Source organism: Mycolicibacterium flavescens, from assembly GCF_001722335.1.
Classification (GTDB): Bacteria; Actinomycetota; Actinomycetes; order Mycobacteriales; family Mycobacteriaceae; genus Mycobacterium; species Mycobacterium flavescens.
Genome location: NZ_MIHA01000006.1, coordinates 48,161 through 73,801, shown reverse-complemented (window position 1 = coordinate 73,801; position 25,641 = coordinate 48,161). Strand labels below are relative to the sequence as shown.

Sequence of the window (25,641 nt, the reverse complement as noted above, 5' to 3'; positions counted from 1 at the left end):
CGGGAGGTTCTCACGCCTCGGGCTGGGGCGGGCGGGTGGGACCGGGGGTCCGCTCGACCCGCGCGATTTCCCCGCCGAGCTGCTCCACCTCCACCACGTCGACGACCTCCCCGTCGATGTAGTCGGTGCCCCGCATGGTCGACCTGGTGGCAGCCCAGCCCGCGGCACCGAGCAGCGGCATCCGGCGCGCGGCCAGCGCGGTCACCAGCGGCCGGGCGGCGGCCCGGCTGGGCGGCAACAGCAGCAGCACGCCGAGCACCGAGCTGGCCAGCCCGGGCAGCACGACCAGCACCGTGCCGAGCGCGACGAGCACGCTGTCGGCGGCGGCGCCCTGCACGGTCGATGCGGTCAGCCCGCCGCGCAGCCGGCTCAGGTGGCGCCGCAGCTGCGATCCGGCCACCGCGACACCCAGCACGAACGTCGCCAGCACCGCCAGCAGGGTCCAGCCGAGGCCGATCGTCGCGGTCAGTGCCACCACGACCGCGATCTCGATCAGCACATAGAGCCCGAACAGCCGCATCGCCATGTTCGGTCAACGCCCGGGCGCCGCCGCGGGTTCCGTAGAGTCGCCGGCGTGGCACAGATCGAGATCGACACCGCGGACGGGCCCATCGACGCGCTACTCGACGTGCCGGCCGGTGCCGGGCCGTGGCCCGCGGTCGTGGTGGTGCACGACGCGCTCGGCTACCGCCCGGACAAGGAGTCGACGTCGCGCCGCATCGCCGACGCCGGGTACCTGGCGATCACACCCAACCTCTACGCGCGCGGCGGGCGGGTGCGCTGCATCACCCGGGTGTTCCGGGAACTGCTGAGCAAGCGGGGCCGCGCGCTCGACGACGTGCTGGCCGCCCGCCACCACGTGCTGGGGCTGCCGGAGTGCAACGGCGCGGTCGGGATCGCGGGCTTCTGCATGGGTGGACAGTTCGCGTTGGTGATGTCGCCGATGGGGTTCGGCGCGTCGGCCCCGTTCTACGGCACACCGCTGCCCCGCCCGCTGGAGGAGACACTGGCCGGCGCGTGCCCGATCGTGGCCAGCTTCGGCCGGCGCGACCCGATCGGCCGCGGCGCCGCTGACGCGCTGCGAAAAGCGGTCGACGCCAACGGGATTCCCGCCGACATCAAGGAGTACCCGGACGCCGGGCACAGTTTCGCCAACAAGATGCCCGGTCAGCCGCTGCTGCGGATCACCGGGTTCGGCTACCGCGAGGACACCACCGACGACGCGTGGCGGCGGGTCTTCGCGTTCTTCTCCGAACACCTGGCGGTCACGCCGCCGGCTTGATCTCCAGCCCGATGTGCACCTTGTCGATGCCGCCGCGGATCAGCGCCTGCGGGATCCACCACCAGGCGTGCCACCAGTAGCGGCGCGTCACCTTGTCGAAGACCCGGCGGGTGTCTTCTTTGGGCAGCACCCGCCCGACCGCCTCGACCGGATCGCCCTTCGGCTTGCCCAGCGCGGTGGATTTCTGGATGGTCACCCGCGGGGTGTTGCGGATCCGCTTGGTCTTCCACGACCCGTCGTCGGTGATGACCAGCAGCTTGTCGGCCTCGGGTGCGCCCCAGATCGGGGTCGGCTTGGGCCGGCCGTCCTTGGTGAACGTCGTCAGCAGGATGTACTTGGAGTTGGCGACGTCGGCGAACGTATCGGCCACGGTCAGCCCGGCTTGATCTCGATGGTCACGTTGCTCTTCATTCCCCCGCGCAGCTTGGAGAAAACGTTGAACGTCTTGCCCAGCAGGCCGTAGCGCTTGCCGAGCGCGTCATAGGTGGCGCCGTTGGCGGACTTGTCAAGGATGGTCGCGACCGCCTCCACCGCCTCGCCCTTCGGGTTGCCGCGCCGGTCACACGACGCGATGGCGACCCGGGGCGTGTTGCGGATTCGCTTGACCTTCCAGGCCTTCTCCTGCGTGATCACGATCAGCCCGTCGCCGCGCGGCGCCGCCCACACCGCGGTGGGCTTGGGCCTGCCGTCCTTGGTGAACGTGGTCAGCAGCAGGTACTCGGATTTCGCGACATCTTCGAAGGTGGCAGCCACGCCACCAACCTAGCCCTCCAGGTCGCCTTCGGTCTCCAGCAGCACCCGGCGCAGCCCGTCGAGCGTGGCCGCTTCGGGGGCGGCCCACATGCCACGGTCGGCGGCCTCCAGCAGCCGTTCTGCCATGCCGTGCAGCGCCCACGGATTCGACTCGGCCATGAACTTGCGGTTCTCGTCGTCGAGCACGTACTCCGCCGAGAGCCGCTCGTACATCCAGTCGGCCATCACCCCGGCGGTCGCGTCATAACCGAACAGATAGTCGACGGTGGCCGCCATCTCGAAGGCGCCCTTGTAGCCGTGCCTGCGCATCGCGTTGATCCAGCGCGGGTTGACCACCCGCGCCCGGAACACCCGGGTGGTCTCCTCGTTCAGCGTGCGGGTGCGCACCGCGTCGGGACGGGTGTTGTCACCGATGTAGGCGGCCGGGTCCTTACCGGTCAGCGCCCGCACGGTGGCGATCATGCCGCCGTGGTACTGGAAGTAGTCGTCGGAGTCGGCGATGTCGTGTTCGCGGGTGTCGGTGTTCTTGGCCGCCACCATGATCCGGCGGTACTGGCGGCTCATGTCGTCGGCGGCGGGCGCCCCGTCCAGACCGCGGCCGTAGGCGAAGCCGCCCCACGCGGTGTACACCTCGGCGAGGTCGGCGTCGTCGCGCCAGTTGCGGCTGTCGATCAGCTGCAGCAGCCCGGCGCCGTAGGTGCCGGGCTTGGAACCGAAAATACGTGTGGTGGAACGGCGTTGGTCGCCGTGCTCGGCGAGGTCGGCGCGCGCGTGGGCGCGCACGTAGTTGTCCTCGTCGGCTTCGTCGAGGCCGGCGACGAGCGCGACCGCGTCGTCGAGCATGGTCACCACGTGCGGGAACGCGTCGCGGAAGAAGCCGGAGATGCGCACGGTGACGTCGATGCGGGGACGGCCCAGGTCGGCCAGTTCGATCGGTTCGAGGTCGACGACGCGGCGCGACGCGTCGTCCCACACCGGGCGCACCCCCAGCAGCGCCAGCACTTCGGCGATGTCGTCGCCTGCGGTCCGCATCGCGGAGGTCCCCCACACCGACAGCCCGACCGAGCGCGGCCAGTCGCCGTAGTCTTCGCGGTAGCGGGCCAGCAGCGAATCGGCCATCGCCACACCGGTTTCCCACGCCAGCCGCGACGGCACCGCCTTGGGGTCCACGGAGTAGAAGTTGCGCCCGGTGGGCAGCACGTTGACCAGTCCGCGCAGCGGTGAGCCTGACGGCCCTGCCGCGATGAAGCGCCCGTCGAGCGCGCGCAGGATCTGCGGGATCTCACCGGCGGTGCCGGCCAGGCGCGGCACCACCTCGGTCGCGGCGAACCGCAGCACGGCGGCGACGTCGGGGTTGTCGGTCAGCGTGTCGGCGACGTCCGGATTCCAACCCGAATTCTGCAGCGCGCCAACGAGTTCACGGGCCTTGGCTTCGGCCGCGTCGACGGCGGTGCGCTCGTCGTGGCCGTCCTCGGCCAGCCCGAGCGCCTGCCGCAGCCCGGGCACGGTGTGTTCCCCGCCGAACAGCTGGCGGGCGCGCAGCACGGCCAGCACCAGGTCGAGTTCGTCCTCGCCGGCCGGGGTCTGCCCGAGGATGTGCAACCCGTCGCGGATCTGGACGTCCTTGATCTCGCACAGCCACCCGTCGACGTGCAGCAGCATGTCGTCGAACGAGTCCTCTTCGGGCCGCTCCTGAAGACCCAGGTCGTGGTCCATCTTGGCGGCGCGCATCAACGTCCAGATCTGCTGGCGGATCGCGGGCAGCTTGCCGGGGTCCAGCGCCGAGACGTTGGCGTGCTCGTCGAGCAGTTGCTCCAGGCGCGCGATGTCGCCGTAGGTTTCGGCGCGGGCCATCGGCGGGATCAGGTGGTCCACCAGGGTGGCGTGCGCACGCCGCTTGGCCTGGGTGCCTTCGCCGGGGTCGTTGACCAGAAACGGGTAGATCAGCGGCAGGTTGCCCAGCGCGGCGTCGGATCCGCAGGCCGCCGACATGCCCAGGGTCTTGCCCGGCAGCCACTCCAGGTTGCCGTGCTTGCCCAGATGCACGACCGCGTCCGCGCCGAACTCGTTCTCGATCCACCGGTAGGCGGCCAGGTAGTGGTGGCTCGGCGGCAGGTCGGGGTCGTGGTAGATGGCGACCGGGTTCTCGCCGAACCCGCGCGGCGGCTGCACCATCAGCACCACGTTGCCGGCGTGCAGGGCGGCAATCACGATCTCACCGTCGGGATCGGCGCTGCGGTCGACGAACAGCGCCCCGGGCGGCGGGCCCCAGTGTTCGACGATGGCGTCGGTCAGCTCGGCAGGCAGCGTGGCGAACCACTGCGCATAGGCCTTGGCGGACACCCGGATCGGGTTGCCTTCGAGTTGGCCTTCGGTGAGCCAGTCGGGATCCTGGCCGCCGCGTTCGATCAGCGCGTGGATCAGCGCATCACCGTCACCGGCGGCCAGGCCGGGGATGTCGTCGATGCGGTAGCCGTGGTCGCGCATCGCCCGCAGCAGCGCGATGGCGCTGGCCGGGGTGTCGAGCCCGACGGCGTTGCCGATACGGGCGTGCTTGGTCGGGTACGCCGAGAACACGACGGCAATGCGCTTGTCGGCGACGGGGATCGAGCGCAGCCGCGCATGGCGCACCGCGAGGCCGGCGACCCGCGCGCAGCGCTCGGGGTCGGCGACGTAGGAGATCAGCCCCTCGTCGTCGATCTCCTTAAACGAGAACGGCACGGTGATGATCCGGCCGTCGAACTCGGGGACGGCGACCTGGGTCGCCACGTCCAGCGGGGACAGCCCGTCGTCGTTGTTCTGCCACTGCGCCTTCGAACTCGTCAGGCACAGCCCCTGCAGAATAGGGATATCGAGCGCCGCCAGATGCGCGACGTTCCAGGTGTCGTCGTCGCCACCGGCCGTCACCGCCGCCGGGGTCGCACCGCCCGCGGCGAGCACGGTGGTGATCAGCGCGTCGGAGGTGCCGAGCAGCTCGAGAAGTTCGGCGTCGGCGGTGCGCAGCGACGCGCAGAACACCGGAAGCGCTCGGGCGCCGGCGTTTTCGATCGCGTCGCACAGCGCCTCGACGTAGCCGGTGTTACCGGCGAGGTGCTGGGCGCGGTAGTACAGCACCGCCACCGTCGGACCGTCGACGTCGCGGGCGGGGCGCGACACCACACCCCAGGTCGGGGTGCTCTCCGGCGGGGCGAAGCCGAACCCGGTCATCAGCACGGTGTCGCAGAGGAACGCGTGCAGTTGCTGCAGGTTCGCGACGCCGCCCTGGGCCAGGTAGACGTGGGCCTGCAGCGCGACCCCGGCCGGCGTGGTCGAGTGCCCCATCAGCTCGGCGTCGGGCGCCTGTTCGCCGCTGACCACCACGGTCGGCCGACCGCTGGCCACCACCTCGTCGATGCCGTCCTGCCAGGCCCGGTATCCGCCGAGGATGCGGATCACGACGACGTCGGCGTCGCGCAGCAGTTCGGCGAGTTCACCCTCGACGAGCCGCGACGGGTTGGCCCACCGGTACCGCGCACCGCTGGACCGCGCGGTGATCAGGTCGGTGTCGGACGTCGACAGCAGCAGGACGCAGGGGTCGGTCGAGGGGTGAGACACCCACCATTACTACCCCACGCGCCCTCCCCCGCTGTCGGCGAGCGTGCGGGGGTTGCTCAGCGGCGGTTCCAGCGGCCGTGGGTGCTCTGCGGGTAGGGCAGTCCGAGGGCGGCGATCAGCACGAGCAGCAGAGTGCCGAAAACGATCAGTTCGAACATCGTCGTTCCTTCCTGACATCGCTTACTACACACACGTGCAGTAGCTGGAACTTACGACGTCAACGGGCATTTGTGAGCAAGCTGTGTGGCACGGATCACTCGTTATCCGGATGTGACAAGCGTCACTGTCAGGGCAGGGTGACGAAACCTTCGGCGACCATCCAGTCGCGGGCCACCACGCTGGGGTCGCGGCCCTCGACGTCGACCTGCTTGTTCATGTCCATGATCGCGTCGTTGGTCAGCGCCGCGGTGACCGGCGCGGTCACCTCGGCGATCTGCGGATGTGCTTCGTAGAAGCCGCGTTTCATGGTGACCGACGGGTTGTAGTGCGCGAAGAACTGCTTGTCGTCGGTGAGCACGACGAGGTCGAGTGCCGCGATGCGCCCGTCGGTGGTGAACACCTCGCCGAAGTCGCACTGCGTCGCGTCGGCGGTGGCCTGGTAGATGATCCCCACCTGCAGCACCGGGGTCTGCGCGCGCGCCGGGTCGAACCCGTACGCCTGGGCCATGCCGGGGAAACCGTCTTGGCGCGCACGGAATTCGGTGTCGACGCACGTGCGCGCGGCGGCGGGGTCGCGACGGACGAGCTCGGCGTACTGCGACAGCGTGCGCACCCCGGTGCGCTCGACCACCGCGCGGCTGGCCGCCAGCGCGTAGGTGTCGTCCATCGGCCCGGGCTCCAGCCACACCATGTCGTTGCGCGCCAGGTCCTCCTCGCGCACCGCCTCGAACTGCGCCCGGCTGTCCGGGATCGGCTTCTCGTGGCCGAGATAGTTGATCCAGGCGTTGCCGGTGAACTCGTAGGCCACATCGACCTGCCCCGACAGCTGCGCTTCCCGGGTGCTGCGCGACCCGACGATGCCGGTCAGGTCGCGCACATCGGCGCCGGCCGCCGCGAGCGTGAACTCCAGGATGTACCCGAGAATCACCTGTTCGGTGTATTCCTTGGAGCCCACCGTGATTCGCACACCCTCCAGGCCCGGGGTCGGCTGGACCGACCCGGGCGCGACCTTCAGCGGGACGGTGCTGCCTGCGCCGAGCCCGCAGCCGGTCAGCAGCAGCACACAGGCCAGCGCGACCGCGAGAACGCGGCGGTTCATCGCAGACCCTTGGGGTTGAGGTAGAACTCGGCCAGCCCGCCGAGCCAGTCGACCAGCAGCGCCAGGCACACCGCCAGCACGCTGCCCAGGATCAGGGTCACGTTGTCCTGCAGCTTGTATCCGGTGTCGATCAGGATGCCCAGCCCGCCGGCGTTGACCAGGAAGCTCAGCGTCGCGGTTCCCACGGCGAGCACCAGCGACGTGCGCAGACCGGCCAGGATGTACGGGACCGCCAGCGGCAGCTCGACGCGCTGCAGCACCGACCGGCGCGACATGCCCTGTCCCAGACCGGCATCGACCAGTGACCGGTCCACCTGGGTGATGCCCAGGATCGTGCTGGCCAGCACCGGCAGCAGCGAGTACAGCGCGATCGGCAGCACGCCGATCCAGAACCCGGTCCGCCCGGTCCACAGGAACAGCAGCACCAGCAGCCCGATGGCCGGTGCGGCCTGCCCGATGTTGGCCACGCCCATGAACAGGGGCCGCAGCAGTCGGGCGCTGGGCCGGGTGACCAGCACCCCGAGCGGCACTCCGACCGCGAGCACGATCGCGGTGACCGCGGCGGTGATCAGCAGGTGCTGCCAGATCAGCGTGGCGATGTTGCCGGGGTTGATGTTCTCCTGCTGCGTCGCGGTCAGGTCGCGGTTGAACGCCCAGAACACCACCGCCGCAGCGACCACCAGCACCAGCACCGGCTGGATGAGCAGCCGCCTGCGCTCACCCGGGTTGGCCCGGGCGGTCTGGGTGGTCTCGGCGACAGCGGTCACGGTGCTGCGGTTCCTCTGCTCTCCTCGGTGCTCGCCTCCGCGGACGCCCGCAGCCACGTGATGGTGTCGATCAGCGTGTCCAGCGTGACGACGCCTTCGTAGCGGCTGCCCGGGCCGGTGACGACGGCCGACGCGTGCTGCCCGGCCAGGATCGCCTCCAGCGCGTCCTCGAGCGTCGACTGCGTGCTCACCACGTCGAGCGATTCGGTCACCGCGGCCAGCGTGCTCGCGTGCGCAAGCTTGCCCTCCCGCACCCAGCTGACCGGTCGCTCACGGTCGTCGAGGACCACCACCCAGTCGAACTCGCTGCCCGCCAAGGTCTTTCGGACCTCGTCGAGCGAATCCGATTCACGCACGGTCGGATGCGGCCTCAGCTCGACGTCTTTGATGCGCATCAGGCCGAGCTGGCGCAGCGAGGCACCGGACCCGACGAAGCCGGCCACCGTGTCGTCGGCCGGGCTGGCGAGGATGTTCTGCGGGGTGTCGTACTGCAGCACCTTGGACTGGTTGCCCAGCACCGTGATCCGGTCGCCGAGTTTGACGGCCTCGCCGAAGTCGTGGGTGACGAACACGATGGTCTTGCGCAGTTCGCTCTGCAGTCGCAGCAGTTCGTCCTGCAGCGTGCTGCGGGTGATCGGGTCGACCGCGCCGAACGGCTCGTCCATCAGCAGCACCGGCGGGTCGGCCGCCAGCGCGCGGGCCACCCCGACGCGCTGCTGCTGGCCGCCGGAGAGTTGGCGCGGATAGCGGTCGGCGTACTCGGTCGGTTCGAGGCCGACCATGTCGAGCAGTTCGTCGACGCGTTCGGCGATGCGTTTGCGGTCCCAGCGCAGCAGACCCGGCACCAGCCCGACGTTCTGCCGGATCGTCATGTGCGGGAACAACCCGGCCTGCTGGATCGAGTAGCCGATCGAGCGGCGCAGTTCGGTCGGCCGGATCGACAACGCGTCGCTCTCGCCGATCATGATCTTGCCCGACGTCGGCTCCGAGAGCCGGTTGATCATCCGCATCATCGTGGTCTTGCCGCACCCGGACGGCCCGACGAACACCACGATCTCGCCGGCCGGGATGTCGAGGGACACGTCGTCGACAGCGGGCCGCTCCGAGCCGGGGTAGACCTTCGACACGTGGTCGAGCACGATGCGCACGCCGGTGCCGTCGCGGGTGTCCTCGGGTGCGATCTGCGTTGTCATCGAATACCTTTCGAGGTGGTGAGCCGCCCGAGCAGCACGAGTACCGCGTCGAGCGCGAGCGCCAGGATCACGATCAGCAGCGTGCCGGCCAGCGCCATCGGGACGGCGGTTGGGCTGCCGACGCGCGCCAGCCCCGTGAAGATCAGGTTGCCCAGCCCCGGCCCCTTGACGTAGGCCGCGATCGCCAGCACCCCCATCGACATCTGGGTGCTGATCCGCATCGCGGACAGGATCGACGGCCACACCAGGCGCAGTTCCACCCGGGCCAGCGTGTCGAGCCTGCTCATCCCCAGCCCCCGGGCGGCGTCGGTGAGCGCCGGGTCCACCGCGCTGAGCCCGACGATCGTGTTGCGCACGATCGGCAGCAGCGAGTACAGCACCAGCGCGGTGACCGCCGGCACCACGCCCAGGCCGAACAGCGGGATCAGCAAACCGAGCAGCGCGAACGCGGGCACCGTGAGGATCACGCTGGACGTCGACGTCGCGAGGCTGGCGGCGGTTGCGTTGCGGTAGGTGGCCACCCCGATCGCCACCCCGATCACGGTCGCGATCAGCACGCTCTGCACAACCGCGCTGACGTGCTGGTAGGAGTCGAAGGCCAGCTGCGCGTAATGGGCGGTGATGTACTCCCACAATGCCCCCACCGCGTCGCTCTACCCGATCTTGATCGGATCGAAACCGCGGCATTCGATTCCCGCTGAGCCGAACGCTGGCCGCCGCGGGCGCAAACGAGGAACCTGGCAGCCGGTCCGACGGAAGGTTCTTCACATGTCACTGCGGGTGGTCAAGCTCGGCGCACACATCGGTGCGCGCATCGACGGCGTCGATCTGGGCGCCGGCGTCGGCCCGGACACCGCGGCGCGGATCAACGCCGCTCTGCTCGAGCACAAGGTGGTGTTCTTCCGCGGTCAACACGACCTCGACGACGACGGGCAGCTTGCGTTCGCCAGAGCGCTGGGCACCCCGACCGCCGCGCATCCGACAGTCACCTCACGCGGTGACCGGTTGCTGCCGATCGACTCGCGGTTCGACAAGGCCAACAGCTGGCACACCGACGTGACGTTCGTCGACCGCGTCCCCAAAGCATCGATCCTGCGGGCCGTCACGCTGCCGCCCTACGGCGGCACGACGACGTGGGCCTCCACCGAGGCGGCCTACGACCAGCTCCCGCCGCCGCTGCGCGCCCTGGTCGAGAACCTGTGGGCCGTGCACACCAACCAGTACGATTACGCGACGCTGCACGACGAGCCCGGCGCCACCCCGACCGCCGAGCAGCGGGCCTACCGCGACGAGTTCGTCGCCGACTACTACGAAACCGAGCACCCGGTGGTGCGCGTGCACCCCGAGACCGGGCGGCGGGTGCTGCTGCTGGGCCACTTCATCAAGCGGTTCGTCGGCCTCGGCGCGACCGAGTCGGCCACCCTGTTCAACCTGCTGCAGGCACGAGTCACCAAGCTGGAGAACACGATTCGCTGGAACTGGGAGCTCGGCGACGTCGCCGTGTGGGACAACCGCGCCACCCAGCATTACGCGGTCGCCGACTACGACGACCAGTACCGCCGGCTCAACCGCATCACGCTGGCCGGCGACATCCCGGTCGACGTGTTCGGCAGGCGCAGCCGCGCGGTCGTCGGCGACGCGTCGGCGTACTCGGACGTCGTGGGCCCGGTCGCGCTCGCCGGCTGAATCAGAGCCGGTCCAGCTCCCGCGACAGCAACGCGGCCTCGAGATAGTTCAGCCGCGCCGGATAGTTGCGCCGCTCGCCGGAACCGGCGAACCAGCGCCGCACCGCCGCCCAGTGGGTGGACCGGTGTGGCGCGCGGGCGAGTGCCTGCGCCGATCCGAACAGCACCTGCTGCTCGGTGATCACGACGCGGTCGTCGACGGCCGGGGCGGGGGCCACTGCCTTGTGACGCGGGGCCTGGTGACGCGGGGCCGCGGGCAGGTCGGTCGTGTTGGTCGTGTCGGTCATGTCGTTCTCCCACCGTTCCCACCCGATCCTTCGGGCTTACGGCGAAACTACGACCGCGCCGGGCGGATCACATGCGTAGCGCACTACCTGTGTTCGCGGCGGTAGCGTGGGCTGATGGCCAGGACCCGCGACCAGGACGCGTGCCCGGGGGCGCTGCAGGTGCACCGGGCCGCCGACGGTGCGCTGGCGCGGGTGCGGCTGCCGGGCGGGCGGATCGGCGCCGGCCAGATCGCGGCGCTCGCCCGCGCCGCGGCCGACTGGGGTGCGGGCACGCTGGAGCTCACCTCGCGGGGCAATCTGCAGATCCGCGGGATCGCCGACGACGACACGGCGGCGGTCGCCGACGCGATCGCTTCGGCCGGGCTGCTGCCGTCGCCGACGCACGAACGCGTGCGCAACATCGTCGCCTCGCCGCTGTCGGGGCGCACCGGCGCCACACCTGACATCCGCGGTCTGGTCACCGATCTCGATGAGGCCATCCGCGCCGACGAGACGTTGGCGTCGCTGCCCGGCCGGTTCCTGTTCGGCGTCGACGACGGCCGCGGCGACATCTCCGGGCTGGACGCCGACGCGGGCATCCATCTCGACGGTGACACCGCGGCGCTGCTGCTGGCCGGCCGCGACACCGGGGTCCGGGTTCCCGCCGGCGATGGCGTGGAAGCGGTGTGCGCTGTCGCGCGGCGGTTCGCACAGGTACGCGGAAAGGCCTGGCGCGTCCGGGAACTCGACGTCACCTCAGCGCTGCTGGCCGATCTGACCGCCACCGAACAGCCCGGTGCGACCTGGGCGCCGGTCAGCAGGCCGCCGGTGGGCTGGATCGAGCAGAACGACGGTCGCGTCGCGCTCGGCGCCGCCGTCCCGCTGGGCGTGCTGCCCGCCCGCACCGCGGAGTTCCTCGCGGCGATCGAGGCGCCGATCGTGATCACGCCGTGGCGCTCGGTGCTGGTGTGTGACCTCGACGAGGGTGTCGCCGACGTCGCGCTGAGGGTGCTCGCGCCGCTGGGTCTGGTGTTCGACGAGAACTCGCCGTGGCTGGCGGTCAGCGCCTGCACCGGAAGCCCGGGTTGCGCGCACTCGGTGGCCGATGTGCGTGCCGACGCCGCGGCAGCGGTCCAGCAGAGCCCCGGGGTGCACCGCCACTTCGTCGGCTGCGAACGGGCCTGCGGCAGCCCGCCGGTCGGAGAAGTGCTGGTGGCGACCGGAGACGGGTACCGGGTCCGCTCCCTCTAGGGTGAGCAGGTGCTCGACTACATCCGCGACGCCGCCGAGATCTACCGGCAGTCGTTCGCGACGATCCGCGACGAGGCGGACCTGACACGGTTCCCCGACGACGTGGCCCGGGTCGTCGTGCGGCTGATCCACACCTGCGGCCAGGTCGACGTCGCCGATCACGTCGCGTTCAGTGCCGACGTGGTGGCCCGCGCGCACACCGCGCTGGCGGCCGGGGCGCCGGTGCTGTGCGACTCGTCGATGGTGGCCGCCGGGATCACCCGCTCGCGGTTGCCCGCCGACAACGAGGTGGTCTCACTGGTGGCCGATCCGCGTGCCGCGGACCTGGCCGCCCGGCTCGGCAGCACCCGCTCGGCGGCCGCGGTGGATCTGTGGGCCGACCGGCTCGGGGGCGCGGTGCTGGCGATCGGCAACGCCCCGACCGCGTTGTTCCGGCTGCTCGAACTGCTCGACGACGGCGCCCCGGTGCCCGCGGCGGTTCTGGGCGGCCCGGTCGGGTTCGTCGGGTCCGCACAGTCCAAGCAGGAACTCATCGAGCGGCCGCGCGGGATGTCCTATCTCGTGGTGTTGGGCCGTCGCGGCGGCAGCGCGATGGCCGCCGCGGCCGTGAATGCGATTGCGACGGAACGGGAATGAGGGGCACGCTGTGGGGTGTCGGGCTGGGCCCCGGCGATCCGGAACTGGTGACGGTGAAGGCGGCACGGGTGATCGGCGAGGCCGACGTCGTCGCCTACCACAGTGCCCGGCACGGCAACAGCATCGCGCGCGGGATCGCCGAACCGTATCTGCGGCCGGGGCAGATCGAGGAGCACCTGGTCTATCCGGTCACCACCGAGACCACCGACCACCCGGGCGGTTACGCCGGGGCGATGGAGGATTTCTACCGCGAGTCCGCCGAGCGCATCGCCGCGCATCTGGAGGCCGGCCGCAACGTGGCGCTGCTCGCCGAGGGTGATCCGTTGTTCTACAGCTCCTACATGCACATGCACACCCGGCTCACGGAGCGGTTCGACGCCGTGATCGTGCCGGGCGTGACGTCGGTGAGCGCGGCGTCGGCGGCGGTGGCCACTCCCCTGGTCCAGGGCGACGAGGTGCTGACCATCCTGCCCGGCACGCTGCCCGCCGACGAGCTCAAACGCCGGCTCGCCGACACCGACGCCGCGGTGATGATCAAGCTGGGCAGGTCGTATCCGGCTGTGCGCGAAGCACTCTCGGCGACCGGCCGGTTGGATGAGGCGTACTACGTCGAGCGGGCCAGCACCCCTCGGCAGCGGGTGCTCGGTGCCGGCGAGGTCGACGAGGCCGGCGTGCCGTACTTCTCGCTGGCGATGCTGCCGGGGCGGCCGCGCCGCGAGGCCACCACGGGCAGCGTCGCCGTCGTCGGGCTCGGGCCCGGGGACACCGACTGGATGACCCCGCAGAGCAGGCATGAGCTGGCCGCCGCGACGGACCTGATCGGCTACGGGCCGTACCTCGACCGGGTGGGCGCCCGCGACGGCCAGCGCCGCCACCCCAGCGACAACACCGACGAGCCGGCCCGCGCGCGGCTGGCCTGCACGCTGGCCGAACAGGGCCGCGCCGTCGCGGTGGTGTCCTCCGGCGACCCCGGGGTGTTCGCGATGGCCACCGCGGTGCTCGAGGAGGCCAAGCAGTGGCCGGGCGTCTCGGTGCGGGTGATCCCGGCGATGACCGCCGCGCAGGCCGTCGCCAGCCGGGTCGGCGCACCGCTGGGCCACGACTACGCGGTGATCTCGCTGTCGGACCGGCTCAAGCCGTGGGACGTGATCGCCGCGCGCCTGACCGCCGCCGCCGAGACCGACCTGGTGCTGGCGATCTACAACCCGGCGTCGAAGACCCGCACCTGGCAGGTCGGCGCAATGCGCGACCTGCTGCTCGAGCACCGCGACCCCGGCACGCCGGTGGTGATCGGCCGCGACGTGGCCGGTCCCCGCGAAGACGTGCGGGTGATCCGGCTGGCCGACCTGAACCCCGGCGACGTCGACATGCGCTGCCTGCTGATCGTCGGGTCGTCGCAGACCCAGTGGTACACCGACGACGGCGACCGGGTGTTCACCCCGCGCCGCTATCCGGGTTGACGTGCGACCTCGATGAATCCGTGGGCGCCGCGTTCTGCGTCGACCATCACGTGGGTGACGAACGGATAGCGCCCGGGCTGGTCGAAGCTCAGCTCGACGAAACCCCCTTGGGCCGCTGACAATCCGAGGACCTGGGCGCCGCCGGGGCCCGGTCGCAGCCGGTAGTCGCCCTCGAACCACACGGTGTCGAACTGGCCGCCGACGACGTGGAAGGAACTGCCTCGGTTCGGCCCGGCGGCGAGTACCCAGATCCGCACTCGCTCCCCGACGCGGGCGCTCAGCGGCGCGTGGTCGTACTGGTTGGCGTAGCCGTTGAAGACCACCAGGTCGGGCTTGTCGGCGGCGACCTTGGCGGCGTCGACCTCGCCGCCCTGCGGCCCGAGGTAGTACTCCGATTGCACGAGAAGGTATTCGCGGTCGACGGGCGCCAGGTCCGGCGGGTCGATGACCACTGCGCCGAACATGCCGTTGGCGATGTGCACCGACATCGGCATCGTCGAGCAGTGATACATCCACACACCGGCACGGCTCGCGGTGAACCGGTAGACCAGGCGTTCGCCGGGTTGGATGGTGCGCGTCGGCACGTCCGGCGCGAGCGCCCCGGCATGGAAGTCGATCGAGTGCCCGATCGTGCCGTCGTTGACGAGAGTGACCTCGAAGACGTCGCCGACCTTGCCCCGCAGCGTCGGCCCGGGCGCCGCGCCACCGAAAGTCCACTGCCGCTGTGTGATTCCCGGCGACACCTCCCGCTTCGTCTCGGTCACCGCCAAGGTGACGCGGTGGTCGGGCGTCGCGGCGGCCAAGGCCGCGTCCCGCGGCACGAAATCCGGGCCGGGCGTCGCCGCGAGACTGCGCGCAATGTCGTCACCGGCGATCGACGCCGCGCTCACCTGGTCGTGGTGGCCGGCGTGCGCCTCGGCGCCGGTCGCGCGCACCGACATGGTCATGCCCATCTGCCGGTGCCCGGCCACCGAACACCAGCCGTCCATGTCGGCGCCGATCACCCCTGCATCGACGACGGCGGTTTCCCCGACCGCGAGGCGCCCGGTGCTGGTCCCGTTGGCCAGCACCAGATCGTGTCGGTCCGAACCGCTGTTGACGAGGGTGACCACCAGCCGGTTGCCCACGGGCACGTCGATGGTGTCGGGCACGTAGCGCATCCCCTCGACGTGCACCTCGACCTCGGTGGTCTGTCCGGTGGCGGTCACCGATACCTGCGGCGCGTCGGTGATTCCGACCGCGGCGGGGTCGGCGGCCACCGCGGCCACGGCCGTCAACACCACGACTGCCAAGCCGGCGGCCGCGACGCCGAGCCGCTGTCGCACCGGGGGCCCCGACGGCGGCGGTCCCGGCGTCGACGGCGTATCGCGGAGCTTGCGTGCCCGCCACACCGCCCGCACCAGCAGCGGCAGGAACGCGGCGTAGGCGGTCAGCACCAACACCGACGCCGCCACCCGCAGCAGGCTCGGGGTCGGCAGCACGCACAGCAGCAGCGCGACGTTGGCGACGGCCAGCCGCCACGGTGCGCCGCGTTCCAGTTCGGTGGTCGCTGCGATGGAGGCGGCGCGCCCGCCGACGACGATGGTGGTCAGGTACGACAGCGCACCGAGCAGAACCTGAACCAGAAACCCGGCGAGCACCGCCGCGGTGAGCGGACCGGCCCGGTCCAGCAGTGCGGACCATGTCGGTGCGGTGGCAGAGGCGACCACCGCGTAGCTCAGTGAGCCCAGTAGCCACACCACGCCGCACAGCACCGACAGCGTGGCGAAGTTGCCCGGCCGCTTGCGACGGACCTCGTCGAGGTGGGGCCACAGCACGTACCCGGCCGCAGCGAGGTAGGCCAGCGCACCCGCGGCGGTCACCACCGGCGAACCGGCCACCGCCGCCACCACCGTCACTGTCAAACCCGCCACCAGCAGGGGCAGACCACGCCGGGCCGCGACCTCGACCCCGTCTGCCATCCGGGTGCGCAGCATCGTCGGCCACAGGGTCACCAAGGTGCCAAGCACGGTGAGCCCGATGAACCCGAACAGGTTGACCGCGGCGTGGGCGACGACGAACCGCTCGTGCAGGGCGCCGGGCAGCGTCGCGTTGGCCATCGCGATGCCAAGCCCGGCCCCGACCGAAAGCAGCCCTGCCGCAGCGACGTAATAGCGCACGGTGTCGCCGAAGCGTGAGGGCAGCGCGCTGCGCAATTGCCGCACCAACGTGACGGCGTGGGTCAACGCGACGGCGGCGACCGCGATACCACCGGCCAGCACCACGGGCCAGAAGGAGACGGCCATGCCGGCGACCACCGCGACCGCGCCGACGTTGAAGACCGCGAGGGTCCAGGCCTGCGCGGACCTCGACGGGTCTTGTGGACGGCGCAGAAGCGCATCGGCGAAGTGTCGGCTCCAGATGAGGATCGCGTTGCCTGCCGCCCCCAGACCGAGCAGGTGGATCAGCATCCAGGTCGATATCGGCACCGACCTGTGAACCAGTGCTATCACGACAAGTGCTGCGAGCCAGGCGAATACGATCGTTCCGACCCGCAGATGCCATTGGGAGCGGTTCATACCGGCGCGCCGATCGTCTGCCGCACGGACGCGCGGACCGCGACGCCGACGAACCCGAGCACCAGCACGATGCCGTGCACCTCGGCCAGCCGGACGGATTCGACGCGGGCGGGTAGCCCGAGGCGCAACAGCGCGGCGTCCAATCCGGCCAACCGCGCGAACCCTCCCGGTATCAGCAACACCGCCCGAAGCGAGATCCGATTCTCAATCATGGGTTTTCACCACCGGATCGGGCAGGAACAGCCGGCAGGCACCGGGTTCGGCGAACGGAATCAGGTCCAGGCCCGGCCCGGTGGGCGCATCGACGCTGTGCAGCAATCCCTCGACGATTCCGAGGTGGACCTGACAGACCACGCTGGGGTAGCGACGGGCCGCGTCGAGCAGCGGACAGCGGCGCAGCGCCACTCCACGCTCGGCGCCCTCGTCGTCGGGAGCGAAGCCCAGCCGCGTCAGTGCGTCGAGGACCGCTTGGCGCGGATCGCTGTCGGTGCGGCCGATCTCCTCGGCTACCTCGCGGCCCCACTCGACGCCGGCCGCGCGGGCATCGCGCCCGGGCTCGGCGCTGGTCCGGGCGATGTGCCCAGCCAGCGCAGTCGCGAGGCTGGCGTAGTCGCGGGCCGCCACGGCCGGGTCGGTGGCGGCTGCCCGGTACACCGCCGCAGGCCGCCCCCGGCCCGCGGCGGGTTCGGTGCCGCGCTCGGCGAGACCCAGGTCGACCAGCGCGTCGAGATGTTCGCGCACGGTATTTCGGTGCAGGCCGAGACGGGACGCCGCGTCGACGGTGCGAACCGGCGCGTGCTCACGCAGATATGCGAGCACGCGCAGCCGCTGGCCCGACAACGGGACATGGCCAGTCACCGGGCGGGCGGGCGGAGGCCCGAGGGACGGGCCACTATTTAACACGGAATTTATTGTAGTAAATTGTCAGGTGTCGGACCAGCACAACCCGAAGGGAGCCGACATGACCGTGAACGAGGTGATCGTCGCGTCCACCGCCGCCGATGCGGAGGCCGTCGAGGCGATCAAGGGCCATCACGCCGAGCTCGCAGGACGCGTTCAGGTGTTGACTGAGGCGATGCTGTCGGCAGCCGAGCGCACCGCGGACTTCGAACCGGCACGCGCGGCTGCGGCCGAGTTCCTGACCGGCGACTTGTTGCCGCACGCCGCAGCCGAGGAGGCCCGCCTGTATCCCGCGGCCGCCGGCACCGAGAAGGCCAGACCTCTGATCGAGTCGATGATCGCGGCGCACCGTGTGATCGCGGGCCTGGTGGACCGGATTCGGAGCGAGGAGTCCCCGGTGCGCGCGGCGGCCGCGGGTCACGCGTTGCGGGTGTTGTTCGAGGCGCACCTGATCGACGAGAACGACCGGATACTGCCGATTGTCGCCGCGGACCCGGAGGCCTCCCTGACGGAGATCACCGGGGGGATGCACGAGTTGCTCGGCGGTCACGATTGCGGCGAACCCGGCCATGACCGGTGCGGTTGCGGTGAGTCCGACGCCGACGAACCGGTGCTCGACGTGCGCGAGGTGCCGCACTCGATTCGGCACGCCACCGTGTTCGGCGCGTTCGACGCGGTCCGGGCCGGCGGCGCGCTGGTGCTCGTGGCTCCCCACGACCCGGTGCCGCTGCTGCGCCAACTGCACGACCGCACCTCGGGCCGGATCTCGGTGGAATACCTCGAACGCGGACCGGAGGCCTGGAAGCTGCGCCTTACCCGGCACTGACGCGGGCGCCCAGGTTCGTTGACGACTGTCGCCCTTACCGATACGGTTTCGGCTCACACCCGCAACCACTGAGGGAGGCGCCGTGGGGCAGCAGACCCCATCGACCGACGAGGGCAGCGTGCTCACCATCCCCCGCGGTCCGGCCGATGTGACGCCCGGTTGGCTCGGTTCGGCGCTCGGCGTGGACATCGACGTCGTCGACGTGCTCGCGATCGGGACCGGACAGACCGGTGCCACCTACCGGGCGGCGGTCACGTACGCCGGCGACACCGACCTGCCCGCGACGTTCGCGATCAAGCTGTCCGCCCAGGACGATGCGGTGCGCGAGCGGGTGGCGCTCGGTTACCGCTCCGAGGTCGAGTTCTACTCGCTGATCGCCGATCAGGTGGCCATCCCCATCCCCGGTTGTTTCCACAGCGACATCTCGGTCGACGGAACAGATTTCGTCCTGGTCCTTGCCGACATGGCCCCGGCGGTGCAGGGTGACCAGATCGCCGGGTGCAGCGTCGTGGATGCACGGCTCGCCGTCGAGGCGCTGGCGGGCTTACACGGCCCGAGTTGGCGCGACGACCGGTGGATGCAGCTGGCCGGAATCGTGATGCCGAAACCCGGTGACGCCGAAGCCGCCAAGGGCATGGGTGATGTCTGCAAGATGGCCGCCGACATTGTCATCGACCGCCTCGGCCCATCGATCAGCGCCGAGGACCAGGAGACACTCTCCGCGGCAATGGCTTCGGTCACCGACTGGCTGATGGCCGAACCGGACCGCTACGCACTGATGCACGGCGATTACCGGCTCGACAACATGTTGTTCGATCCCGACCACACCCGCATCACGGTGGTCGACTGGCAGACCATCGGCATCGGACTACCCACGCGCGACCTCGCGTACTTCACCGCGACCAGCCTCGAACCGACGGTGCGCGCGGAGACCGAGCGTGACCTCGTGGAGCGCTACCACCGTGCGCTGATCGGTTACGGCGTAGGTGATTACGATCTCGCCACCTGCTGGAATGACTACCGCCTCGGCGTCGTGCAGGCGCCGCTGCTCGTGGCACTGGGCACGGCGTTCGCATCGACGACCGAGCGCGGCGACGAGATGATGCTCGCGATGTTGAGCCGCGGCTGCCGCGCCATCCGCGAACTGGACACCCTCGAGCTGATCAGCTCCTACCGCTGACCCAGTCGACCGCCTCGTCCACCGACGCGACGGTCGCGACGCCGTCGGGCAGCGGCGGCCGGTCCACCATCACCACCGGCACGCCCAGCGCGGCCGCCGCGTCCAGCTTGGGCCGCGTCATCGACCCGCCGCTGTTCTTGCTCACCAGCGCGTCGATCCGGTGTTCCCGCAGCAGCGCCAGTTCGCCGTCGTAGCGGTAAGGCCCGCGGGACAGCACGATGTGATGGCGCGTCGGCAGATCCGCCGCTTCGGGCGGCGTGACCGCGCGGATCAGGAACCAGGCGTCGACACCCTTGAACGCCGCCGCCCCCGAGCGGCCCGTCGTCAAGAACACCCGCCCGAAGCCCTGTGCAGCAACGGTTTTCGCGGCCTCCACATCAGTGGGGACGACGATCGCGTCGCCGGGCGGCCACGGCGGCCGGGCCAGCACCAGGTGCGGCAGCGCGAGTTCGGCGCACACCGCGGCCGCGTGGGCGGTCATCGTTGCGGCGTACGGGTGCGTGGCGTCCACGACGGCGTCGACCTGTTCGTCGCGCAGCCACTGCCGCAGGCCCTCGACGCCACCGAACCCGCCGACGCGTACTTCGCCGACCGGCAGCGCGGGGTCGGGCACCCGTCCGGCGAGGGAGCTGATCACCTCGATGGCGGGGTGCAGCCGCGCGGCGAGCGCACGCGCCTCGGAGGTGCCTCCCAGCAACAGGATTCGCATCAGTGCCGGCTCCCCCGCACCCGCCGCGCCGAGTACAGGTAGCTGTCGGCGAAGCCCGCGGCGCCCAGCACGTCGCCGATGACGATGACCGCGGTGCGGGTGATGCCCGCGGCCTTCGTCTGCTCCGCGAGATCGGCGAGTGTGCAGCGCACTACCTGCTGCTGCGGCCACGACGCGAACGCCACCACCGCACAGGGTGTTTCGGGCCGGTAGCCGCCGTCGGCCAGTTCCGCGGCGATCGTGTCGATCTGCGCGGCGGCCAGGTGCAGCACCAGCGTGGCGCCGGGCGCCGACAGGCTGCGCAGATCCTCTCCCGGCGGCATCGCGGTCGACAGCGTCGCCACCCGGGTCAACGTGACCGTCTGCGCGACACCGGGAACGGTGAGCTCTCGGCCCAGCGCCGCGGCGGCAGCGGCGAACGCGGGGACCCCGGGCACGATCTCGTAGCCGATTCCGTGTTCGTCGAGCCTGCGGCACTGTTCGGCCAGGGCGCTGTAGATCGATGGGTCACCGGAGTGCAGGCGCGCGACGTCGAGCCCGTCGGTGTGGGCGGTGACGATCTCGTCGATGATCTGGTCCAGCGTCAGCGGCCCGGTGTCGACGATGCGGGCGTCCGGCGGGCACTCGGCGAGCAGATCGTCGGGCATGATCGAACCGGCGTACAGGCAGACCGGACAGCGCTGCAGCAGGCGCTGTCCCCGAACGGTGATCAGGTCGGCAGCACCGGGGCCGGCGCCGATGAAGTAGACGGTCATGGTTTGGTCACCGTCCACTGCGTCACCGGCATCGCGGGCCGCCAGCCGGTGAACCCGCCGAGCGGGTCGCCGCGGTAGTGCGCGAACCGGCGAAGTTCGCCGCCGTACTGCGAATACCACTGTGCGACAAGCGCTTCGGACTCAACGGTGACGGCGTTGGCGACCAGCCTGCCGCCGGACGGCAACCGGTCGAAGCAGGCCTGCAGCAGGCCCGGCTGGGTGAGGCCCCCGCCGATGAAGACGACGTCGGGCGGCGGCGCGGCGTCGAACGCCTCAGGTGCGCCGGCGTGTACGTCCACCCGCACCCCGAACGTCGTCGCGTTGTCCACGATGCGTTTGCGGCGCCGGTCGTCGCTTTCGAACGCCACTGCGCGGCAACCGGGTCCGCTGCGGCACCACTCGATCGCGACGCTGCCCGATCCCGCGCCGACGTCCCACAGCCGCTGCCCCGGCCGCGGCGCCAGCGCCGCCAGCGTCAGCGCGCGCATCGGCTGCTTGGTGATCTGACCGTCGTGGGCGAACGCGTCGTCGGGCAGCGCGCCGAACCGTCGTTCGTCGGGCAGATAGCGGACCGCCACCACGTTGAGGTCGTCGACGTCGCCGGGCGGGCGGGCCGCCAACTCGCGGGCGGTCGCCGAGCGGCGCCGTTCGGTGGGCCCGCCGAGCTGTTCGAGCACGGTGATCTCGGAGTCCCCGCGGCCGGTGCCGGTCAACAGCTTGGCCAGGGCCGCGGGCGTGCCGGCGTCGCGCGACATCACCACCGCCTGCCCGCCGCGGCGCACCGCGGTGTGCAGTTCGGCGGTCACGAGGCTGATCACCTCGGTGTCCTGCACCGCCCACCCGACCCGCGAGCAGGCCAGCGTCACCGACGACACGTGCGGGAGCACCGTGACGCGGTCGGGGCCGTAGATCCGGATCAGTGAACTGCCCACACCGTGCAGCAGCGGGTCACCGCTGGCGACGACGTGTACGTCACCGTCGGCGCCGTCGAGCAGGGTGCGCAGCGCGGGCATCATCGGCGACGGCCACGTGCGCCTGACCGCACCAACTGTGTCGTCAAGCAGGTCCAACTGGCGCCACGACCCGTAAATGACTGTGGCCCTGCGTAATTCAGCTGTCGACACCGGCGACAACCCGGCCATCCCGTCGGCACCGATACCGACCACGACGATCGTCATCGGAACCCTCTGCCCTTCGCGCAAGCGCTCATCGCCGCAATCTCCGCCACACGAACCGCGGTGTCATCCGGAACGCCGCCGCCAGCACCGCCAGCGGCGCGGGCACCCACACGGCGGCCCGGCCGCGGTGCAAGGCGCGAACGGTGGCGTCGGCGACCTGCGCCGGGGTGCTGGACAGCGGCGCCGGTGGCATGCCCTGCGTCATGCGGCCGATCACGAAGCCCGGGCGCACCAGCAGCAGCCGCACCCCCGACCCGTGCAGCGCGTCGGCCAGCCCGTTGCAGAACCCGTCGAGGCCGGCTTTGGCCGAGCCGTAGACGTAGTTGGCCCGTCGCACCCGCACGCCGGCCACCGACGAGAACACCACCAGCGCGCCCGTTCCCGCCGCGCGCATCGTCTCGGTCAGCACCGTCAGCAGGCTGACCTGCGCGACGAAGTCGGTGTGCACGATCGCGGCGGCGTGGGCCGGATCCTTCTCGGCGCGGGCCTGATCGCCGAGGATCCCGAACGCCAACACCGCGGTGGCGATCGGCCCGTGCTCGGCGACGATCGACTCGACCAGCGGTCCGTGCCCGGCCAGATCGTCGGCGTCGAACTCGCGCACCAGCACATCGACGGCACCGGCGGCGCGCACCGCCGCGGTCTCGGCGGCGAGGTCGTCGGCGCGCCGGGCGGCCAACACGACCGTCGCGCCCGCAGCGAGGCGGGTGGCCACCTCCAGGCCGATCTCGCTGCGGCCGCCGAAGATCACGACCAGTGGGCCGCCCGTGTCAGTCACGGCCGCGATTATCCCCTGCGCTACGGTGGGGCCGATGGCCCAGTCCAGTCGCCGGGGCACCACCCGGCTCACCACCGACGCCCTGGCATTCCTGTCCGAGCGCCACCTGGCGATGCTGACGACGCTGCGTTCGGACAACTCCCCGCACGTCGTCGCGGTCGGTTTCACGTTCGACCCCGCCACCCACATCGCCCGCGTCATCACCAGCGGCGGCTCGCAGAAGGCGATCAACGCCGAGCGGCAGGGCGTCGCGGTGCTCAGCCAGGTCGACGGCGCGCGATGGCTCTCGCTGGAGGGCAAGGCCCACGTCAACACCGACGCCGACGCGGTCCGCGACGCCGAACTGCGGTACGCGCAGCGGTACCGCACGCCGCGGGAGAACCCCAAGCGTGTGGTGATCGAGGTCCGCGTCGAGCGGGTGCTGGGATCCTCGGGTCTGCTCGACCGCGTGCAGGAGTCCTGACCCCCGGCGAGGCTGACTAAACGGGCACGACCACCAGCTCGTGGGGGCGGGTGTTGACCGCCTCGGCGCCGTCGGCGGTGACGATCACGATGTCCTCGATCCGCGCGCCCCACTCGCCGGGAAAGTAGATCCCCGGCTCGACCGAGAACGCCATACCGGCCTCCAGCGGCAGCGCGTTACCGGCGACGATGTAAGGCTCCTCGTGCACCGACAGCCCGATACCGTGCCCGGTGCGGTGCACGAACGCCTCGGCCAGCCCCTCGGCGGCCAGCACGTCGCGGGCCGCGGCGTCGACCTGTTCGGCGGTGACGCCCGGCTTCACCGCGGCGACCGCGGCCTGCTGCGCGCGCTGCAGCACCGCGTAGCGGCGCGCCACTTCCCGGTCGGGCTCGCCGATGCTGTAGGTCCGCGTCGAATCCGAGTTGTAGCCCGGCTCGTAGGGGCCGCCGATGTCCACCACGACGACGTCGCCGGCGCGCAGTTCCCGGTCCGAGCACTCGTGGTGCGGGTCGGCGCCGTGCGGGCCGGAACCGACGATGATGAACGCGACCTCCGAATGACCCTCGGCGACAATGGCTTCGGCGATGTCGGCGGCGACGTCAGCCTCGGTGCGCCCGGGCCTCAGGAAGTCGGGCACCCGGGCGTGCACCCGGTCGATCGCCGCACCCGCCTTGCGCAGCGCGTCGATCTCGGCGGCGTCCTTGATCATCCGCAGCCGCCGCAGCACGTCGGTGGCCAGCACCGGCACCGCGCCCAGCACGTCGGCCAGCGGCAACAGATGCAGCGCCGGCATCGAGTCGGTCACCGCGGTGGTGGGCGTGCCGCCGCCGAGCGCCTGCCCGACCAGAGCGTAGGGATCGTCGCCGTCGACCCAGTCACGCACCGCCAGACCGAGTTCGGGCACCGCGGACTCCTTGAGGGCGGCCAGCTCCAGCCGCGGCACCACGATCGTCGGGTCGCCTGAGGCGGGCAGCACCAGCGCGGTGAGCCGCTCGAAGGTCTGCGCCCGGGACCCGACGAGGTAGCGCAGGTCGTAGCCGGGTGTGATGACCAGACCCGCCAGACCCGCGTCGGCCGCGGCAGCCGCGGCCGCCCGCAGCCGGGAAGCGTACACATCGGTGGGGAATCGTCCGGCGCTCATGCCACGAGGCTAATCCGCGCCGCCGGGTGCCTGGCAGGATGGCTCGCATGTCCTCGCTCGTCCTGCTCGACGGCGCCAGCATGTGGTTCCGATCGTATTTCGGCGTGCCGAACTCGATCACCGCACCCGACGGCCGACCGGTCAACGCGCTGCGCGGTTTCCTCGACGCGGTCGCGACCGTGATCACCCGCGAACGGCCCACCCGGCTGGTGGTGTGCCGCGACGACGACTGGCGCCCGCAGTGGCGGGTCGACCTGGTGCCGTCGTACAAAGCGCACCGCGTGCTCGAGGAGAACCCCGACGGCGACCCCGACGTCGAGGAGGTACCCGACGACCTCACCCCGCAGGTCGACATGATCTTCGAGATCCTCGACGCGTTCGGCATCCCGCATGCGGGCGCCCCGGCGTGTGAGGCCGACGACGTGCTCGGGACGCTGGCCGCGCGCGAGACCCGCGATCCGGTGGTGGTGGTCAGCGGCGACCGCGACCTGCTGCAGCTGGTGCGCGACGAGCCGGTGCCGGTGCGGGTGCTCTACCTCGGGCGCGGGCTGGCCAAGGCCACCAAGTGGGGTCCCAGGGAGGTGGCCGACACCTACGGCGTGCCCATCGACCGGGCCGGGCCGGCCTACGCCGAACTCGCGCTGCTGCGCGGCGACCCCAGCGACGGGCTGCCCGGCGTGCCGGGAGTCGGCGAGAAGACCGCGGCGGCGCTGCTGGCGCAGTACGGCTCGCTGGAGCGGGTGCTGGCGGCCGCCAACGATCCGTCGTCGAAGATGAGCAAGGCCTACCGGACCAAGCTGCTCAAAGCCGCCGACTACATCGAAAAAGCGATCCCGGTGGTCAAGGTCGCCTCCGACGCCGACGTGCAGTGGTCGACGACGTCGGACGCGCTGCCGCTGGCCGCCGAGCATCCCCGCAAGGTGGTCGACCTGGCCGAGACCTACGGGGTCACGTCGTCGATCAGCCGCCTACAGAAGGCGCTCGACGCCCTCGACGGGTAGGGGTTAC

The 25,641-nt window shown here is 71.1% G+C and carries 26 protein-coding genes; 9 read left to right on the top strand and 17 right to left on the bottom strand.

Going from position 1 to position 25,641, the window contains the following annotated elements:
- Positions 1-10: 10 nt before the first annotated feature.
- Positions 11-526 (bottom strand): FxsA family protein, encoded by a 516-nt coding sequence (locus tag BHQ18_RS09865; RefSeq protein ID WP_069413423.1) that lies wholly within the window; start codon positions 524-526, stop codon positions 11-13.
- 48 nt (positions 527-574) lie between these two features.
- Between BHQ18_RS09865 and BHQ18_RS09860 the strand changes: the two genes are divergently transcribed.
- Complete coding sequence (locus BHQ18_RS09860; protein ID WP_069413422.1) at positions 575-1,282, top strand: dienelactone hydrolase family protein; 708 nt, start codon at positions 575-577, stop codon at positions 1,280-1,282.
- Here BHQ18_RS09860 and BHQ18_RS09855 read toward each other — a convergent pair.
- From BHQ18_RS09855 to BHQ18_RS09825, 7 genes are all read right to left on the bottom strand, one after another.
- On the bottom strand, positions 1,266-1,652 hold the full coding sequence (locus BHQ18_RS09855) for a PPOX class F420-dependent oxidoreductase (protein WP_069413421.1): 387 nt from the start codon (positions 1,650-1,652) through the stop codon (positions 1,266-1,268). The two genes, BHQ18_RS09860 and BHQ18_RS09855, sit on opposite strands and share 17 nt — an antisense overlap.
- 2 nt (positions 1,653-1,654) lie before the next feature.
- Positions 1,655-2,035 (bottom strand): PPOX class F420-dependent oxidoreductase, encoded by a 381-nt coding sequence (locus BHQ18_RS09850; RefSeq protein WP_069413420.1) that lies wholly within the window; start codon positions 2,033-2,035, stop codon positions 1,655-1,657.
- Between the two features lie 9 nt (positions 2,036-2,044).
- A complete protein-coding gene (gene cobN / locus BHQ18_RS09845) occupies positions 2,045-5,629 on the bottom strand; it encodes a cobaltochelatase subunit CobN (RefSeq protein ID WP_069413419.1) in 3,585 nt (1,194 codons plus the stop codon).
- A gap of 286 nt (positions 5,630-5,915) precedes the next feature.
- Entirely contained in the window at positions 5,916-6,887 is a 972-nt protein-coding gene (locus BHQ18_RS09840; protein WP_069413418.1) for a glycine betaine ABC transporter substrate-binding protein, read from the bottom strand.
- The gene (locus BHQ18_RS09835) at positions 6,884-7,654 is read right to left on the bottom strand and encodes an ABC transporter permease (protein ID WP_069413417.1); all 771 of its coding nucleotides are present in this window, start codon (positions 7,652-7,654) and stop codon (positions 6,884-6,886) included. The genes BHQ18_RS09840 and BHQ18_RS09835 overlap by 4 nt, the downstream gene beginning before the upstream one ends.
- Positions 7,651-8,847, bottom strand: a complete 1,197-nt coding sequence (locus BHQ18_RS09830) for an ABC transporter ATP-binding protein (RefSeq protein WP_069413416.1) — start codon at positions 8,845-8,847, stop codon at positions 7,651-7,653. Before BHQ18_RS09830 ends, BHQ18_RS09835 begins: the two co-directional genes overlap by 4 nt.
- Positions 8,844-9,491 (bottom strand): ABC transporter permease, encoded by a 648-nt coding sequence (locus BHQ18_RS09825; protein WP_069413415.1) that lies wholly within the window; start codon positions 9,489-9,491, stop codon positions 8,844-8,846. Before BHQ18_RS09825 ends, BHQ18_RS09830 begins: the two co-directional genes overlap by 4 nt.
- A gap of 124 nt (positions 9,492-9,615) precedes the next feature.
- Here BHQ18_RS09825 and BHQ18_RS09820 point away from each other — a divergent pair, with 124 nt between their 5' ends.
- Positions 9,616-10,533, top strand: coding sequence for a TauD/TfdA dioxygenase family protein (locus tag BHQ18_RS09820; protein WP_069413414.1), 918 nt, complete (start codon positions 9,616-9,618; stop codon positions 10,531-10,533).
- 1 nt (position 10,534) lies between these two features.
- Here BHQ18_RS09820 and BHQ18_RS09815 read toward each other — a convergent pair whose 3' ends face one another.
- Positions 10,535-10,819, bottom strand: a complete 285-nt coding sequence (locus BHQ18_RS09815; RefSeq protein WP_069413413.1) for a hypothetical protein — start codon at positions 10,817-10,819, stop codon at positions 10,535-10,537.
- A gap of 114 nt (positions 10,820-10,933) precedes the next feature.
- Between BHQ18_RS09815 and cobG the strand changes: the two genes are divergently transcribed.
- The 3 genes from cobG to BHQ18_RS09800 are packed head-to-tail and all read left to right on the top strand — an operon-like array spanning position 10,934 to position 14,145.
- Positions 10,934-12,049 (top strand): precorrin-3B synthase, encoded by a 1,116-nt coding sequence (gene cobG, locus BHQ18_RS09810; RefSeq protein WP_069413412.1) that lies wholly within the window; start codon positions 10,934-10,936, stop codon positions 12,047-12,049.
- Between the two features lie 9 nt (positions 12,050-12,058).
- Positions 12,059-12,685: a precorrin-8X methylmutase gene (locus tag BHQ18_RS09805; protein WP_069413411.1), complete on the top strand. Its 627-nt coding sequence runs from the start codon at positions 12,059-12,061 to the stop codon at positions 12,683-12,685.
- Entirely contained in the window at positions 12,682-14,145 is a 1,464-nt protein-coding gene (locus BHQ18_RS09800; protein ID WP_069413410.1) for a precorrin-2 C(20)-methyltransferase, read from the top strand. Before BHQ18_RS09805 ends, BHQ18_RS09800 begins: the two co-directional genes overlap by 4 nt.
- Here the strand turns inward: BHQ18_RS09800 and BHQ18_RS09795 are convergent.
- The 3 genes from BHQ18_RS09795 to BHQ18_RS09785 all read right to left on the bottom strand — a co-directional run bounded on the left by BHQ18_RS09795 (position 14,133) and on the right by BHQ18_RS09785 (position 17,561).
- The gene (locus tag BHQ18_RS09795) at positions 14,133-16,613 is read right to left on the bottom strand and encodes a multicopper oxidase domain-containing protein (RefSeq protein ID WP_443678412.1); all 2,481 of its coding nucleotides are present in this window, start codon (positions 16,611-16,613) and stop codon (positions 14,133-14,135) included. The two genes, BHQ18_RS09800 and BHQ18_RS09795, sit on opposite strands and share 13 nt — an antisense overlap.
- A gap of 86 nt (positions 16,614-16,699) precedes the next feature.
- Positions 16,700-16,915, bottom strand: coding sequence for a DUF8744 domain-containing protein (locus tag BHQ18_RS09790; protein WP_084293990.1), 216 nt, complete (start codon positions 16,913-16,915; stop codon positions 16,700-16,702).
- On the bottom strand, positions 16,908-17,561 hold the full coding sequence (locus BHQ18_RS09785) for a helix-turn-helix transcriptional regulator (protein ID WP_234794137.1): 654 nt from the start codon (positions 17,559-17,561) through the stop codon (positions 16,908-16,910). Before BHQ18_RS09785 ends, BHQ18_RS09790 begins: the two co-directional genes overlap by 8 nt.
- A gap of 103 nt (positions 17,562-17,664) precedes the next feature.
- Between BHQ18_RS09785 and BHQ18_RS09780 the strand changes: the two genes are divergently transcribed.
- Both BHQ18_RS09780 and BHQ18_RS09775 read left to right on the top strand, forming a co-directional pair.
- Positions 17,665-18,429, top strand: a complete 765-nt coding sequence (locus BHQ18_RS09780; RefSeq protein ID WP_069413620.1) for a DUF2249 domain-containing protein — start codon at positions 17,665-17,667, stop codon at positions 18,427-18,429.
- Between the two features lie 82 nt (positions 18,430-18,511).
- A complete protein-coding gene (locus BHQ18_RS09775) occupies positions 18,512-19,609 on the top strand; it encodes a phosphotransferase family protein (protein WP_205866073.1) in 1,098 nt (365 codons plus the stop codon).
- On the opposite strand, the gene BHQ18_RS09770 is transcribed toward BHQ18_RS09775, so the two are convergent.
- The 4 genes from BHQ18_RS09770 to BHQ18_RS09755 are packed head-to-tail and all read right to left on the bottom strand — an operon-like array spanning position 19,593 to position 23,029.
- Entirely contained in the window at positions 19,593-20,318 is a 726-nt protein-coding gene (locus tag BHQ18_RS09770) for a cobalt-precorrin-6A reductase (protein ID WP_069413406.1), read from the bottom strand. The two genes, BHQ18_RS09775 and BHQ18_RS09770, sit on opposite strands and share 17 nt — an antisense overlap.
- Positions 20,318-21,073 (bottom strand): precorrin-4 C(11)-methyltransferase, encoded by a 756-nt coding sequence (cobM, locus tag BHQ18_RS09765; RefSeq protein ID WP_069413618.1) that lies wholly within the window; start codon positions 21,071-21,073, stop codon positions 20,318-20,320. The genes BHQ18_RS09770 and cobM overlap by 1 nt, the downstream gene beginning before the upstream one ends.
- On the bottom strand, positions 21,070-22,251 hold the full coding sequence (locus tag BHQ18_RS09760; protein ID WP_069413405.1) for a bifunctional cobalt-precorrin-7 (C(5))-methyltransferase/cobalt-precorrin-6B (C(15))-methyltransferase: 1,182 nt from the start codon (positions 22,249-22,251) through the stop codon (positions 21,070-21,072). The genes cobM and BHQ18_RS09760 overlap by 4 nt, the downstream gene beginning before the upstream one ends.
- A gap of 28 nt (positions 22,252-22,279) precedes the next feature.
- Complete coding sequence (locus BHQ18_RS09755; RefSeq protein WP_069413404.1) at positions 22,280-23,029, bottom strand: SDR family NAD(P)-dependent oxidoreductase; 750 nt, start codon at positions 23,027-23,029, stop codon at positions 22,280-22,282.
- Positions 23,030-23,063: 34 nt separating this feature from the next.
- On the opposite strand from BHQ18_RS09755, the gene BHQ18_RS09750 reads away from it, so the two are divergent.
- Positions 23,064-23,492 carry a F420-dependent biliverdin reductase gene (locus BHQ18_RS09750; protein WP_069413403.1) on the top strand — a complete coding sequence of 143 codons (429 nt, stop codon included), beginning with the start codon at positions 23,064-23,066 and terminating at the stop codon, positions 23,490-23,492.
- Positions 23,493-23,508: 16 nt separating this feature from the next.
- Here the strand turns inward: BHQ18_RS09750 and BHQ18_RS09745 are convergent, their stop codons facing one another.
- A complete protein-coding gene (locus tag BHQ18_RS09745; protein WP_069413402.1) occupies positions 23,509-24,633 on the bottom strand; it encodes a M24 family metallopeptidase in 1,125 nt (374 codons plus the stop codon).
- Between the two features lie 38 nt (positions 24,634-24,671).
- Here BHQ18_RS09745 and BHQ18_RS09740 point away from each other — a divergent pair, with 38 nt between their 5' ends.
- Positions 24,672-25,634, top strand: a complete 963-nt coding sequence (locus tag BHQ18_RS09740; RefSeq protein WP_069413401.1) for a 5'-3' exonuclease — start codon at positions 24,672-24,674, stop codon at positions 25,632-25,634.
- Positions 25,635-25,641 lie beyond the last annotated feature (7 nt).

Coding starts and splice junctions, on each gene's coding strand:
- BHQ18_RS09865 (WP_069413423.1), bottom strand. CDS start 526: ATGGCGATGCGGCTGTTCGGGCTCTATGTGCTGATCGAGATCGCGGTC.
- BHQ18_RS09840 (WP_069413418.1), bottom strand. CDS start 6,887: ATGAACCGCCGCGTTCTCGCGGTCGCGCTGGCCTGTGTGCTGCTGCTG.
- BHQ18_RS09830 (WP_069413416.1), bottom strand. CDS start 8,847: ATGACAACGCAGATCGCACCCGAGGACACCCGCGACGGCACCGGCGTG.
- BHQ18_RS09820 (WP_069413414.1), top strand. CDS start 9,616: ATGTCACTGCGGGTGGTCAAGCTCGGCGCACACATCGGTGCGCGCATC.
- BHQ18_RS09815 (WP_069413413.1), bottom strand. CDS start 10,819: ATGACCGACACGACCAACACGACCGACCTGCCCGCGGCCCCGCGTCAC.
- cobG (WP_069413412.1), top strand. CDS start 10,934: ATGGCCAGGACCCGCGACCAGGACGCGTGCCCGGGGGCGCTGCAGGTG.
- BHQ18_RS09800 (WP_069413410.1), top strand. CDS start 12,682: ATGAGGGGCACGCTGTGGGGTGTCGGGCTGGGCCCCGGCGATCCGGAA.
- BHQ18_RS09790 (WP_084293990.1), bottom strand. CDS start 16,915: ATGATTGAGAATCGGATCTCGCTTCGGGCGGTGTTGCTGATACCGGGA.
- BHQ18_RS09780 (WP_069413620.1), top strand. CDS start 17,665: ATGACCGTGAACGAGGTGATCGTCGCGTCCACCGCCGCCGATGCGGAG.
- BHQ18_RS09770 (WP_069413406.1), bottom strand. CDS start 20,318: ATGCGAATCCTGTTGCTGGGAGGCACCTCCGAGGCGCGTGCGCTCGCC.
- cobM (WP_069413618.1), bottom strand. CDS start 21,073: ATGACCGTCTACTTCATCGGCGCCGGCCCCGGTGCTGCCGACCTGATC.
- BHQ18_RS09760 (WP_069413405.1), bottom strand. CDS start 22,251: ATGACGATCGTCGTGGTCGGTATCGGTGCCGACGGGATGGCCGGGTTG.
- BHQ18_RS09750 (WP_069413403.1), top strand. CDS start 23,064: ATGGCCCAGTCCAGTCGCCGGGGCACCACCCGGCTCACCACCGACGCC.
- BHQ18_RS09745 (WP_069413402.1), bottom strand. CDS start 24,633: ATGAGCGCCGGACGATTCCCCACCGATGTGTACGCTTCCCGGCTGCGG.
- BHQ18_RS09740 (WP_069413401.1), top strand. CDS start 24,672: ATGGCTCGCATGTCCTCGCTCGTCCTGCTCGACGGCGCCAGCATGTGG.